This is a genomic window from Mesorhizobium sp. LNHC221B00, assembly GCF_000502935.1.
GTDB classification, from domain to species: Bacteria; Pseudomonadota; Alphaproteobacteria; order Rhizobiales; family Rhizobiaceae; genus Mesorhizobium; species Mesorhizobium opportunistum.
Map to the genome: position 1 here is coordinate 148,078 of NZ_AYWR01000013.1, position 12,590 is coordinate 160,667.

Below are 12,590 nucleotides of genomic sequence, written 5' to 3' on the forward strand. Positions count from 1 at the left end.
GTTTCGGCGCAATTCCCAAGGGAGGCGCTACGCTTTACCCGGGAAAGCCGTTTCACGCTTTTCCTGGAATTGCTCTAATCTGTTGAAATCCCACATGTCCCCAGATTGGGGATTCTCGTGCGGCGATCCGTCGGTTACGCTGTGGCCATGATTCGAATCCGGCTTTTTGCCGGAACGGAAGACTACTGAGGTCACAAGGGCGGCGGATGTGACGATGGCGACGGCAAGCAGCGCACAGCGCGAACCTTCCATGGAAGAGATACTGGCTTCCATCAGAAGGATCATCGAGGATAGCGACAACGGCCGCAAGCAGCCGGGCGAGGCCGATGAGCTGCGCCAGGATATGGAGCCGGCATCGGGCGCGGCCACAACCACGGACGTCGACGCGTTTCGCGCCGAGTTGCAGGCTGCCCCCGAAATCAGGAAGCCGGTGGCGCTGGCGGAAGCGCCGGTCACGCTTGCCGAAGTGCGAGCGCCATCGCCGGAACGGGCGCCATCGCCGGAACCGGTGATCGCGCGCATGGAATCGCCGCGCGTCGATGCCGCCCCGGTCAAGCCGTCGATGACGCTTGCCGAGGTCAGCGCCAGGATTGCCGCGGAGCCGGCGCCTGCCGTCAGGACGGATGCGGCAATGGTCCCGCAGGTTGGGGCCCCCGAGGCCAGTGCGACGAGCGATGCCATCGTCGCCGATTGGCGGCGCGAGATCGCCGCGGTTGGCGAGCAGGCGAAGGCGATGCCGGACAGGAGCGTCCGCAAGCCGGTTGCCCAACCCGAGGCGCCAGCGGATGAACCGGTGGCGGAGCCTGCTTTCGAGCGGCCTTCTTCAAGCGATGCTCCGGCAGGCACCTCCGAGGTGCGTGCCGCAAATGAAGCGCCCGCGGTCCGCGCCGCAATCCTTTCCGAGCACACGGGCCGGCAGGTGGCCGCTGCCTTCGGTGAGCTGTCCGACGCCTTTGCCAGCCGCAGCAAGAAGACATTCGACGAGATGGCCGAAGAGATGCTGCGGCCGATGCTGCAGGACTGGCTGGACAACAATCTGCCGACGCTGGTCGAAAGACTGGTGCGCGAAGAGATCGAGCGCGTCGCGCGCGGCGCGCAGTAAGGATCACGGCCCATTCAGGAATCAAAGCGTCGCCCTCGATCGGCGCTTTCCTGAAGCCGATGCGCTTTACGGCAGCGCCGGCACGGTGTTGCCGTGATGCCGGTGGTCAAGACGCGACTGGCACTCGCACGACCTTCCGTTGAAATGGACAAGGCCACGCCTATCTGCTTGTGGTGAACCGAGTCCGCCCTTGCGGTTGACTTGGCCAAGGCCTTCCGATTTACACCGAACCAGCAAAAAATCCCGACAGCGCGGACCGTTTCCCCATGCTTGAAAAGACCTACGACGCAAAGACCGTCGAGCCGAAGATCGCCAAGGTGTGGGAAGAGGCAGACGCGTTTCGCGCCGGCGCCGGCGCCGAGGAGGGGGCCGAAGCCTTCACCATCGTCATTCCGCCGCCCAACGTCACCGGCTCGCTGCATATGGGCCACGCGCTCAACAACACACTGCAGGACATTTTGGTGCGCTTCGAGCGCATGCGCGGCAAGAACGTGCTCTGGCAGCCGGGCATGGACCATGCCGGCATCGCCACGCAGATGGTGGTCGAGCGCCAGCTGATGGAAAAGCAGATCCACCGCCGCGACCTGACGCGCGAACAGTTCATCGAGAAAGTGTGGGAATGGAAGGCCGAATCCGGCGGCGCCATCTTCAACCAGCTGAAGCGGCTCGGAGCCTCGGCCGACTGGTCGCGCGAACGCTTCACCATGGACGAGGGCCTTTCCAAGGCCGTGCTCGAAGTGTTCGTCACGCTCTACAAGGAGGGCCTGATCTACAAGGACAAGCGCCTTGTGAACTGGGACCCGAAACTGCTGACCGCGATCTCCGATCTCGAGGTGGAGCAGCAGGAGGTCAACGGCAACCTCTGGCACTTCCGTTATCCGATCGAGGGCGTGGCGTTCGACCCGGAAAACCCCAAAACATTCATCATCGTGGCGACGACGCGTCCCGAGACGATGCTGGGCGACACCGCGGTCGCCGTGCATCCGGATGACGAACGCTTCCAGCATATGGTCGGCAAGAACGTGGTGCTGCCGATCGTCGGCAGAAAGATCCCTGTCGTGGCGGACGAGTATTCCGACCCCGAAAAGGGTTCGGGCGCGGTCAAGATCACGCCGGCGCATGATTTCAACGACTTCGAGGTCGGCAAGCGCCACAAGCTGCCGGCGATCAACATCCTGACCGTCGAAGCCGCCATCAAGCTCAAGGATAATGAGAATTTTCTCGCCGGCCTCGATGTGACGCCCGAACACCAGGCGGTCTGGGACGAACTCGACGGCCTCGACCGTTTCGCCGCACGCAAGAAGATCGTCGAACTGATGGAGGCCGGCGGCTTCCTCGACAAGGTCGAGCCGCATCGCCACGCCGTGCCGCATGGCGATCGCGGCGGCGTGCCGATCGAGCCGTTCCTGACCGAGCAGTGGTATGCAAACGCTGCCGAACTCGCCAAACCGGCGATCGCCTCGGTGCGCGAGGGGCGCACCAAGATCATACCGGGCAACTGGGAGAAAACCTACTTTCAGTGGATGGAAAATATCGAACCTTGGTGCATCTCGCGCCAGCTTTGGTGGGGTCATCAGATACCCGCGTGGTACGGGCCGGACGGGCACGTCTTCGTCGAGAAGACCGAAGAGGAGGCTTTGAGCGCGGCGATAGAATATTATCTGGCCCTGGAAGGGCCGTGGAAGGCCTGGGTCGAGGACAAGCTCGAGAACTACAAGCCGGGTGACATCCTGACCCGGGACGAGGACGTGCTCGACACCTGGTTCTCGTCGGCGCTGTGGCCATTCTCGACGCTGGGCTGGCCGGACCAGACACCGGAGCTGAAGACCTACTACCAGACCGACGTACTGGTGACCGGCTTCGACCTGATCTTCTTCTGGGTCGCTCGCATGATGATGATGGGCCTGCACTTCATGGATGAGGAGCCGTTCCACACGGTCTATATGCACGCGCTGGTGCGCGACAAGAACGGGCAGAAGATGTCGAAGTCGAAAGGCAACGTCGTCGATCCGCTCGACCTCATCGACGAATATGGCGCCGATGCGCTGCGCTTCACATTGGCTGTGATGGCGGCGCAGGGGCGCGACGTGAAGCTCGATCCGGCGCGCATCGCCGGCTACCGCAATTTCGGCACCAAGCTGTGGAACGCGACCCGCTTCGCCGAGATGAACGAAGTCGCCCGCAACGACGATTTCTGGCTGAACGACGCCAAGCTGGCGGTCAACCGCTGGATCCTGACCGAGCTGACGCGCGCGGCGCGCGAGGTCACCGACGGCATCACCTCATACCGCTTCAACGAGGCGGCGGGCGCCGCCTATCGCTTCGTCTGGAACCTGTTCTGTGATTGGTACCTGGAACTGCTGAAGCCCGTGTTCATGGGCACGGACGAGGCCGCCAAGGCCGAAAGCCGCGCCTGCGTCGCCTTCGTGCTCGACGAGATCTACAAGCTCTTGCACCCGATGATGCCGTTCATGACGGAAGAGCTGTGGGCGCAGACGGCGGGCGAGGGCAAGGAGCGTGAGTCGCTGCTGTGCCATGCGGCCTGGCCTTCGCCGGACTTCGAGGACGCGGCCGCGGCCGCCGACATCAACTGGCTGGTCGATCTGGTCTCCGGCATCCGCTCGGTGCGCTCGGAGATGAACGTGCCGCCGGGCGCGATAGCGCCGCTCGTCGTCGTCGGCGCCAACGCCGTGACGCGTGAACGGCTGGTGCGCGAAGAGTCGGCGATCAAGCGCCTGGCGCGCGTCGGCGATATCTCGCTCGCCGATGCCGCACCCAAGGGCTCGGCGCAGATCGTGCTCAATGAGGCGACGATCTGCCTGCCGCTCGGCAGCCTGATCGATCTCGCCGCGGAGGCCTCACGACTGCAGAAGGAACTGGCCAAGGTCACCGAAGAGATCGCACGCCTGCACAAGAAGCTGTCCAACGAAAGATTCGTCGCCAGCGCGCCGGCCGAGATCGTCGAGGCCGAACGCGAGAAGCTCGCCGAATACCGCGATGCGCAGGACAAGCTTTCGGTGGCGCTGACCAGGGTTCGCGACGCCGGTTGAGAGGCAAGATTCGCCGTGACGCCGGAGGAAATTCCCATGCGTCACCTGCCTCGAAAAAGGGCATTCCGTTGCGTTAATTTTGACGTAAACGGAAGTTTTTGCCCCATTGTTGCCATAATGTAACAATGGGGCCAGTAGGCCCATAAAAAGGCTGTTTTTGATCCTTTTCGGCCGGTTTTCTTTCCCTTTCAAGGCCAGGGCAGGCCTTGGTCAGCTATTTTCGGCGTTCTGGCGCCGCGTTGCATTTTGTCGAAAACGCGTTTGGTGAACATGTACAAGTACGCCTCGGAATTCGTTGTTGCGCCGTTAACCCGAATTGGTTCTAGCTTGAGCCACTAGTTATTCGGGGAGGACATCCATGAACACTTTGCGTTTGAAAGCCCTGCTGGGGGCGGGGTGCTTTTCGCTGGCTTTGATCGGGACGGCGATGGGTTCAGCGCATGCTGGCGGCCTGGAGCGCGGCGGCTACGATATCGACTTGCTGTTCGATCCGGCGCCGTTCGCTACGGAGGCGGAAGCGACTTATGTGATGCCAGACCGGAAGTATGAAAATGCGCGGGGTCCGGGCGGCTTCAATTTCCTCAATTCCACGGCGGATGGCGCCGAGGGCTATTGGGTACCCCGTATTGGTGGGAAAGTTCAGGTTGTGCAAGGCGTCGACTGCATGGTCGACTATTCACAGCCGTGGGGCGCCCACACAGCCCCCGGCGCGTCGTGGAATGGCGCGTTTTCCAACGTCGAAACGGATATCAAGAGCAACAATTACGCCGGCACCTGCTCCTACAAGTTCGATGTCGGCAAGGGCCAGCTCCGTTTTATCGGCGGCCTATTCTACCAGGAAATTTCAGGCTTCAAAGAAAGCTTGGTGGGTTTCAATCCATTTGGGCCGTCACCGATCGGCCGCGTCGACCTAGAGGCCAACGGTTGGGGTTGGCGAGCCGGCGTCGCCTACGAAATCCCCGACATCGCATTGCGCGCGAGCCTAGTCTACAATTCGAAAGTCAAGCTCGACAATATCGAGGGAACGCTTGATCTTACCAGTGTTGGCGGGAAAATTACGCCGATCTTCGGTGCGACGGAGTACATGCCGGACTCGGTGGAGTTGAAACTGCAGTCAGGCATCGCGCCCGGCTGGCTCGCTTTCGGCTCGCTCAAGTGGGTCAACTGGAGCTTGCTGCAAAGCGTCCCGATCTGCCCAGTGGGCTTTGCGGCATCGTCATGCGTCACGGGTTCTCCGGTTGCGGTGACTTCGCTCGACCTGATGTACCGCGATGGCTGGACCGTTTCAGGTGGTGTCGGCCACAAATTCAACGATCAGTGGAGCGCCGCCGGCCAGCTTTCCTGGGATCGTGGTACCTCGCATGGCTATGGCGCGCAGTCTGATACGTGGACCCTGGGCGGCGGCGTCGCCTATACGCCGCGGCCCAATATCGAAGTGCGGCTTGCTGGAGCGATCGGCGTGCTGACCAGCGGCCACTCAGGGGAGTTAGCTGGTGAGAACGGATATGTCGCAGGCGAGGATGCTAGCTACGATTTCGGCAACGATCTGATCACAGCGATTTCTGGCGGTATCAAGATCAAGTTCTAAGTAGCTGAAAATTCTAGAAAAAGGCCGGGCAATGCCCGGTCTTTTTCGTTTGAGCCGGCGTCGCCGGTGCGCCCGGTATCCAAGCCGCGTTGCATATAGGCGGCACTGTTGCCGCCTCGTGCGATTGTGACGTTTTGGCAACACTTTCTGAACAACCCCTGGGCTAGAAGCAAGGCCGAGGAAATTGCCCATTTCCCGCCATAAACCCGGCGCACCTCGATCTTGTCTCGGGAAACGCGCCAAAAGGCTCGGCGATGGGAGAGGCCGCACCGCCCCATTTGCAGGGAAGATGGGGCAAGGAAGAGAATGGACGCCAAAGTCATTTCCAAGGCCAAGCTCCCTAGCCGCTATGTGACCGTCGGTCCGGCGCGTGCGCCGCATCGCTCCTATCTCTATGCGATGGGCCTGTCCGCGGCCGAGATCGCGCAGCCGCTGGTCGGCGTCGCGTCCTGCTGGAACGAGGCGGCGCCCTGCAACATCTCGCTGATGCGCCAGGCGCAAGTGGTCAAGAAGGGCGTCGCAGCCGCCAACGGCACGCCGCGCGAATTCTGCACCATCACGGTCACGGACGGCATCGCCATGGGCCACCAGGGCATGAAGTCGTCGCTGGTGTCGCGCGAGGTCATCGCAGATTCGGTCGAACTCACCATGCGCGGCCATTGCTACGACGCGCTGGTCGGCTTGGCCGGCTGCGACAAGTCGCTGCCCGGCATGATGATGGCCATGGTGCGCCTCAACGTGCCGTCGATCTTCATCTATGGCGGTTCGATCCTGCCCGGCAGCTATCGCGGCCGGCAGATCACCGTGCAGGACGTGTTCGAGGCTGTCGGCCAGCACTCGGTCGGCACGATCAGCGATGACGAACTGCTCGAGATCGAGCAGGTCGCGTGTCCCTCGGCCGGCTCCTGCGGGGCCCAGTTCACCGCCAACACCATGGCGACCGTCGCCGAGGCGATCGGCCTGGCGCTGCCTTATTCCTGCGGAGCGCCCGCGCCTTACGAAATGCGGGACCGCTTCAATTTCGCCTCCGGCGAAAAGATCATGGAACTGATCGCGAAAAACATCCGGCCGCGCGACATCATCACGCTGAAGGCGCTGGAGAACGCGGCGACCGTGGTCTCGGCCACCGGCGGCTCGACCAATGCGGCCCTGCATCTGCCGGCGATCGCGCATGAGGCGGGGATAAAGTTCGACCTGTTCGACGTGGCCAGGATTTTCGAGAAGACGCCTTACATCGCCGATCTCAAGCCTGGCGGCAAATATGTCGCCAAGGACATGTTCGAGGCCGGCGGCATTCCGCTGTTGATGAAGACGCTGCTCGACCATGGCTATCTGCACGGCGATTGCCTGACGGTCACTGGCCGCACTTTGGCCGAAAATATGGAGCATGTTTCCTGGAATGAACACCAGGATGTGGTCCGCCCGGCCAACAGACCCATTACCCAAACCGGCGGTGTCGTGGGGTTGAAGGGAAACCTTGCCCCCGAAGGCGCGATCGTGAAGGTCGCGGGCATGACGGAGTTGAAATTCTCCGGCCCGGCGCGCTGCTTCGATTCGGAAGAGGAATGTTTCGAGGCGGTGACGCATCGCAATTACCGGGAAGGCGAGGTTCTCGTCATCCGTTACGAAGGGCCGCGCGGTGGGCCAGGCATGCGCGAGATGCTGTCGACGACGGCAGCGCTCTATGGCCAGGGCATGGGCGGCAAGGTGGCGCTGATCACCGACGGCCGCTTCTCGGGCGCGACACGCGGCTTCTGCATCGGCCATGTCGGCCCGGAAGCGGCGGTTGGCGGTCCGATCGGTCTCATCCGGGATGGCGATGTGATCTCGATCGACGCGGTGAATGGCACGATCGAAGTGGCGCTGACCGAGGCCGAACTGGCGGCGCGGGCAAAGACATGGAAGGCGCGCACGACCGACTATCAGTCGGGCGCGATTTGGAAATACGCACAGACGGTAGGTTCCGCCCGCGACGGCGCGGTCACCCATCCGGGCGGTGCGAAAGAAACACACTGCTATGCGGATATCTGAGTTGTTGAAGTCAACACCAGAGTTGTTGAGGTCATCTGTCCTTCCGGCACTGGTCGCGTTTGCGATCTTTGGCGCGGTGGGCCAGGCTTTGGCCTTCGACGACAAGGTGTTCGACGACAAGACCGGTGTGAAGCCGCAGTCGAGCCCTTGGGCGGTGTTCCAGTTCGGCTTCTCCGCCTATAAGAACGGCCACAAGGAACAGGCCGCCGAGGCCTATAAATATGCCGCCGAAAACGGCCAGATCGGCGCCACCTGGAAGCTTGCCCGCATGTATGCCGAGGGCGACGGTGTGGCGCGCGACGACTATGAAGCGTTCAAGTTCTTCTCGGAGATCGTCGATCAGGACGTCGAGCCTGGTTCGCCCGAGGAAAGCTACGTCTCCGACGCGCTGGTGGCGCTCGGCGATTACCTGCGCAAGGGCATTCCCGGCAGCCCGGTCGCCGAGAACGAGGTGGCGGCCCAGGAATATTACATGCGCGCCGCCGCCAACTACCGCAACCCGAACGCCCAGTTCGAGATGGGGCAGATGTTCCTCAAGGGCGAGGGCGGCGTGAAGGCCAGCGTCAAGCAGGCCGGGCGCTGGTTCCAGCTTGCCGCCGAGAAGGGCCATGCCGGTGCCCAGGCGACGCTTGGCCACCTGCTGTTCCAGAGCGGCAAGATCGTTCGTGGCCTGGCGATGATGACGGCGGCGCTCGAACGCGCCTCGCCGGCCGATCAGCCCTGGATCCGCGGCATGCAGGAAGAGGCCTTCGCCGCCGCCGGCGAAGCCGACCGGCGCACGGCGATCTCGCTCGCCGACGACATCCTGACCAAGGGCACCACCAACGCGGAACAGTAAGGCGTTGACCGCCGAACTGCCGATGTTCCCCGCAAGGGGTGTTTGGACCGGGAGATTGGCAGCTTGGCTGCCGGCGCGTTTTCTTGCAACGTTGGAGATTGGCGAAAACGGTTGTGACAGCCAATCTCCCCCCAAGTGGGGGAGATGTCCGGCAGGACAGAGGGGGGCGCTGTCCCGCCAGCCTTGCTGTTATACTGATGTACCCGCAACACTGGCCACGATTGCAATGTGCTGGCAGACATTGTCGATGTCACGGATGATGTCGTCATTCCAAAAGCGCAGGACGGTCCAGCCATTCTTCCCCAGACGTGATGATCTCGCTTCGTCGCCCGCGACGGCATCGCCTTCCGCGTGTTGGGAGCCATCAACTTCGACGACCAGTTTCTTCTCTGGACAAGCAAAGTCGACAATGTAGCCGGCGATCGGAAATTGCCGCCGGAAGCCAAGCCCCATCAACCGGTGCGCGCGAAGCTCGTTCCAGAGCTTCAACTCGGCGTCGGTCATCACCTTGCGCATCGACTTGGCGTTTGCACGATGGTTTGGAGGCAGAGGCGTGCGAGGCATTCTCGATGCTCGGTTGCTGTTGGGACTGGCGCTCTACGGCGCCCCCCTCTGTCCTGCCGGACATCTCCCCACAAGGGGGGAGATTGGCTTAATTTAGTTCTCGGTGGGTTCCGTCGGCACCATGCTTGGCGCGGGCGTCGAGATCGGGGTAACGTGCAGGTGCGGCGCCATCGTGTTTTCGGGGCAGTTGTCGCCGACCTTCGTCCAGGATGTATTGTTGAGCACCATCTCGCAGCGAGCCAGATGGCTCTGGTCGGCAACGGTCAGGCAGGCGACCTGACCGACCGGATAGGATTTGCCATTGGCAAGACATTCCGGTGCGGCGAAAGCCGGCACCATGGCGGCGGTGGCAAATGCCAAGCCGATCGGACAAACAAGAAATCGAATGCTCATGGGAACCCCAGCCGCCATGATGATCTCCCATCATGGGCCTGAATGTGGCGAGATGAGGTCCAACTCGGCTGTGTCCCGGCATCTGGCCCGGGGGGCGCTTCTCCGTCAGGCAGGCAACAAGGCGAGGTCGATCGCCACCGGCACATGGTCGGACGGCTTTTCCCAGGCGCGCACATGTTTTTCGATCGAGGCGGACGAGAATCGGTTGGCGGCTTCCGGCGACAGCAGCAGATGGTCGATGCGGATGCCGTTGTTCTTCTGCCAGGCGCCGGCCTGGTAATCCCAGAACGTATAGGTGTCCGGCGCATCGGTGACCGCGCGCACCGCCTCGGTGAAGCCGAGGTTGAGCAGCCGCCGGAAAGCTTGCCGCGTCTGCGGCTGGAACAGCGCGTCGCCCAGCCAGTTCTCCGGAAACCGCGCGTCGATCGGCTCGGGAATGACGTTGTAATCGCCAGCCAGCACCAGCGCCTCTTCCAGCCTCAGGCGCTCTTCGGCCCAGCGCTCCAGCCGCGCCATCCAGGACAGCTTGTAGGGAAATTTCTTCTCGTCATCGATCGGATTGCCGTTCGGCAGATAGAGCGAGGCGACGCGAAGCGCGCCTTTGTCGGTCGAGAACACGCCTTCGATGAAGCGCGCCTGTTCGTCGGCGTCGTCGCCCGGCAGGCCCTTGGTAACCTCGTCGAAGCGCAGCTTCGACAGCAGCGCGACGCCATTAAAGCCTTTCTGGCCATGGGTTTCGACATTGTAGCCCAGCGCCTCGATCTCGGCACGCGGGAATTGGTCGTCGACCGTCTTGATTTCCTGCAGGCAAACGATGTCGGGCGCGCTCTCGGTCAGCCAATGGGTGAGGTTGCCGATGCGGGCGCGAACGCCGTTGATGTTCCAGGTGACGAATTTCATGATGGTCTTATTCTTCCTGCGGCGGATGGCGTTCGACGAGGCCGATCGTATTGCCAGCAGGATCTTTTATAAAGGCCATCCACTCGCTTTCTCCCGCCGGACCGAACTGGCCTTCGGTATCGCGATGCACCAGCGTCGGCGGCGCGGTGAAGGGGACCCCCATGGCTTTCGCCTCGGCGTGGAAGGGCTCGAGGCCGGCAATGTCGAGATAAACAGTGCCGGCCGGAACGCCGTCTGTGAACAGAAGGCGCACTTCGCCCGCCATGATGAAGGCGATACCCGGGGGATCGTAGCGGGCGTGAACGCCCATACCGAGCACATCGCGCCAGAAGGCCAGCGTCGAATCAAGGTCGCGTCCGGCCGACAGCGCGACCTGACGGACCGCGCCGACGGCAGGCATCACAATGCCGCTAGATGGAGAAACTGGTGCCGCAGCCGCAGGAGGCGACCGCGTTCGGGTTCTTGATCTGGAAGGATTGGCCCATCAGATCGTCGACGAAGTCGATCACCGAACCGCCCATATAAACCAGCGACAAATCGTCGATCAGCACCGTTGCGCCATCCTTCTCGATGGCGATATCATCGTCATTGCGCGTGTCGACCAGATCGAACTTGTAGGAAAAGCCCGAGCAGCCGCCGCCTTCGACGGAAACGCGCAGCGCCGTCTTGCCGGCTTCGCCAGAAACGATCTTGGCGATCCGCCTGGCGGCGGCTTCGGTCATGTCGACTTTCATGGCAGTCTTGGCATCAGCGCCCATGGGCGTCACCTTGCTTTCGGTTTCACATGATAGGTATGAAGCGAGAGGGGCCAAGTCAACTAGATCAAGTCAACTGCGGCAGCATCAGCCATGACCAACGAGTTGGGCGACATCGGATTCGGCTATCGGCCGCGCGCGGCCTATGCCACGGATCCGGCGCGCTCGCGCGGCCGGCTGTTCGACGAGGTCGAGAGCCCGACCCGCACGCCGTTCCAGCGCGACCGCGATCGCATCATCCATTCGACGGCGTTCCGGCGGCTGAAGCACAAGACGCAGGTCTTCATCGCCCATGAAGGCGACCACTACCGCACGAGGCTGACCCATTCGATCGAAGTGGCGCAGATCGCGCGTGCCCTGGCGCGTGCGCTGCGCGGCGACGAGGATCTGGCCGAGGCGGTGGCGCTGGTGCATGATTTCGGCCACACGCCCTTCGGCCACACCGGCGAGGACGCGCTGAACGAGAAGATGGCCCAATGGGGCGGCTTCGACCACAACGCGCAATCGCTGCGCATCGTGACCAGGCTTGAGGCGCGATACGCTGAATTCGATGGGCTGAACCTGACCTGGGAAACGCTGGAAGGGCTGGTCAAGCACAATGGTCCGCTGACCGACGGCAGTGGCAAGGGCCTGAAAGGAGCCGTGCCGCAGGCAATCCGCGATTACTCGCAGTTGCAGGACCTCGAACTGGACCGGTTCGCCGGCATCGAGGCGCAATGTGCCGCGATCGCCGACGACATCGCCTACAACAACCACGATATCGACGACGGGTTGAGATCAGGGCTGCTGACGCTGGACATGCTGAAGACTGTCTCGCTGCCGGGAACGATCCTGGAGGGTGTACGCGAGCGCTATCCAAGGCTCGATGACGTTCGCACCGGCCATGAGCTGATGCGGCGGCAGATCACCGCCATGGTCGAGGACGTGATCATGTCGACGACAGCCAATCTGGAGCGCGTCAGGCCGCAGAGCGCCGATGCGGTGAGGGCGGCGGGCGAGACGATGGTGACCTTTTCCGCCGAGATGGCAGCGGTCGAGAAGGAACTGAAGGCTTTCCTCTACAAGCACCTCTACCGCCACCAGGAAGTCATGCGGGTGCGCGCCGATGCCGAGCAGATCGTCAGGGACCTGTTCGACGCCTATTTCGCCGACCCGCGCGCCATGCCGGATGGCTGGCGCGAGGGGCTGGACCGGGCTGAAGATCGCATCAAGGCCCGCAGCGTGGCCGACTTTCTGGCCGGGATGACCGACACTTACGCGCTGAAGGAACACCGGCGTTTGTTTGACCGCACCCCGGATTTGAGCTAGGGCGGGCTCGATTTTGCCGGCCAACGAGCCGGATTCGCCATAAAGCCGCCAGAGCAATACC

General features: G+C 62.5%; 12 protein-coding genes. 6 read left to right on the forward strand and 6 right to left on the reverse strand.

Translation table 11 applies throughout. The annotated features are described in order from the left end of the window. Positions 1 to 27 precede the first annotated feature (27 nt). Positions 28 to 273: a hypothetical protein gene (locus tag X741_RS1000000170440; protein ID WP_198023975.1), complete on the reverse strand. Its 246-nt coding sequence runs from the start codon at positions 271 to 273 to the stop codon at positions 28 to 30. Between X741_RS1000000170440 and X741_RS148710 the strand changes: the two genes are divergently transcribed. The 5 genes from X741_RS148710 (at position 215) to X741_RS148690 (ending at position 8,609) form a co-directional block, all read left to right on the forward strand. Beyond that, positions 215 to 1,102 (forward strand): PopZ family protein, encoded by an 888-nt coding sequence (locus X741_RS148710; RefSeq protein WP_023778711.1) that lies wholly within the window; start codon positions 215 to 217, stop codon positions 1,100 to 1,102. The genes X741_RS1000000170440 and X741_RS148710 overlap by 59 nt on opposite strands. A gap of 266 nt (positions 1,103 to 1,368) precedes the next feature. Next, positions 1,369 to 4,152, forward strand: coding sequence for a valine--tRNA ligase (locus X741_RS148705; protein ID WP_023778712.1), 2,784 nt, complete (start codon positions 1,369 to 1,371; stop codon positions 4,150 to 4,152). 358 nt (positions 4,153 to 4,510) lie between these two features. Continuing rightward, positions 4,511 to 5,740, forward strand: coding sequence for an OmpP1/FadL family transporter (locus tag X741_RS148700; RefSeq protein WP_023778713.1), 1,230 nt, complete (start codon positions 4,511 to 4,513; stop codon positions 5,738 to 5,740). 306 nt (positions 5,741 to 6,046) lie between these two features. Further along, positions 6,047 to 7,771 (forward strand): dihydroxy-acid dehydratase, encoded by a 1,725-nt coding sequence (gene ilvD / locus X741_RS148695; RefSeq protein ID WP_023778714.1) that lies wholly within the window; start codon positions 6,047 to 6,049, stop codon positions 7,769 to 7,771. Beyond that, complete coding sequence (locus X741_RS148690; protein WP_031250208.1) at positions 7,758 to 8,609, forward strand: tetratricopeptide repeat protein; 852 nt, start codon at positions 7,758 to 7,760, stop codon at positions 8,607 to 8,609. The genes ilvD and X741_RS148690 overlap by 14 nt, the downstream gene beginning before the upstream one ends. Positions 8,610 to 8,798: 189 nt before the next feature. Here X741_RS148690 and X741_RS148685 read toward each other — a convergent pair whose 3' ends face one another. The 5 genes from X741_RS148685 to erpA form a co-directional block, all read right to left on the reverse strand. Then, positions 8,799 to 9,173 (reverse strand): endonuclease domain-containing protein, encoded by a 375-nt coding sequence (locus tag X741_RS148685; RefSeq protein WP_023778715.1) that lies wholly within the window; start codon positions 9,171 to 9,173, stop codon positions 8,799 to 8,801. A 93-nt stretch (positions 9,174 to 9,266) separates the two neighbouring features. Next, positions 9,267 to 9,584, reverse strand: coding sequence for a hypothetical protein (locus X741_RS148680; RefSeq protein WP_023778716.1), 318 nt, complete (start codon positions 9,582 to 9,584; stop codon positions 9,267 to 9,269). Between the two features lie 87 nt (positions 9,585 to 9,671). Next, entirely contained in the window at positions 9,672 to 10,466 is a 795-nt protein-coding gene (gene xth, locus X741_RS148675) for an exodeoxyribonuclease III (protein ID WP_023778717.1), read from the reverse strand. 7 nt (positions 10,467 to 10,473) lie between these two features. Next, positions 10,474 to 10,866, reverse strand: coding sequence for a VOC family protein (locus X741_RS148670; RefSeq protein ID WP_023778718.1), 393 nt, complete (start codon positions 10,864 to 10,866; stop codon positions 10,474 to 10,476). A gap of 10 nt (positions 10,867 to 10,876) precedes the next feature. Then, positions 10,877 to 11,224 (reverse strand): iron-sulfur cluster insertion protein ErpA, encoded by a 348-nt coding sequence (gene erpA, locus X741_RS148665; protein ID WP_031250209.1) that lies wholly within the window; start codon positions 11,222 to 11,224, stop codon positions 10,877 to 10,879. 90 nt (positions 11,225 to 11,314) lie between these two features. On the opposite strand from erpA, the gene X741_RS148660 reads away from it, so the two are divergent. Then, positions 11,315 to 12,529, forward strand: a complete 1,215-nt coding sequence (locus tag X741_RS148660; RefSeq protein WP_023778720.1) for a deoxyguanosinetriphosphate triphosphohydrolase — start codon at positions 11,315 to 11,317, stop codon at positions 12,527 to 12,529. The last annotated feature ends 61 nt before the right edge of the window (positions 12,530 to 12,590 follow it).

Excerpts from the sequence above, each read along its gene's own strand:
- X741_RS148690 (WP_031250208.1), top strand. The coding sequence starts at position 7,758 with ATGCGGATATCTGAGTTGTTGAAGTCAACACCAGAGTTGTTGAGGTCA.
- ilvD (WP_023778714.1), top strand. The coding sequence starts at position 6,047 with ATGGACGCCAAAGTCATTTCCAAGGCCAAGCTCCCTAGCCGCTATGTG.
- X741_RS1000000170440 (WP_198023975.1), bottom strand. The coding sequence starts at position 273 with ATGGAAGCCAGTATCTCTTCCATGGAAGGTTCGCGCTGTGCGCTGCTT.
- X741_RS148660 (WP_023778720.1), top strand. The coding sequence starts at position 11,315 with ATGACCAACGAGTTGGGCGACATCGGATTCGGCTATCGGCCGCGCGCG.
- X741_RS148705 (WP_023778712.1), top strand. The coding sequence starts at position 1,369 with ATGCTTGAAAAGACCTACGACGCAAAGACCGTCGAGCCGAAGATCGCC.
- X741_RS148680 (WP_023778716.1), bottom strand. The coding sequence starts at position 9,584 with ATGGCGGCTGGGGTTCCCATGAGCATTCGATTTCTTGTTTGTCCGATC.
- erpA (WP_031250209.1), bottom strand. The coding sequence starts at position 11,224 with ATGGGCGCTGATGCCAAGACTGCCATGAAAGTCGACATGACCGAAGCC.
- xth (WP_023778717.1), bottom strand. The coding sequence starts at position 10,466 with ATGAAATTCGTCACCTGGAACATCAACGGCGTTCGCGCCCGCATCGGC.
- X741_RS148700 (WP_023778713.1), top strand. The coding sequence starts at position 4,511 with ATGAACACTTTGCGTTTGAAAGCCCTGCTGGGGGCGGGGTGCTTTTCG.
- X741_RS148685 (WP_023778715.1), bottom strand. The coding sequence starts at position 9,173 with ATGCCTCGCACGCCTCTGCCTCCAAACCATCGTGCAAACGCCAAGTCG.
- X741_RS148670 (WP_023778718.1), bottom strand. The coding sequence starts at position 10,866 with ATGCCTGCCGTCGGCGCGGTCCGTCAGGTCGCGCTGTCGGCCGGACGC.
- X741_RS148710 (WP_023778711.1), top strand. The coding sequence starts at position 215 with ATGGCGACGGCAAGCAGCGCACAGCGCGAACCTTCCATGGAAGAGATA.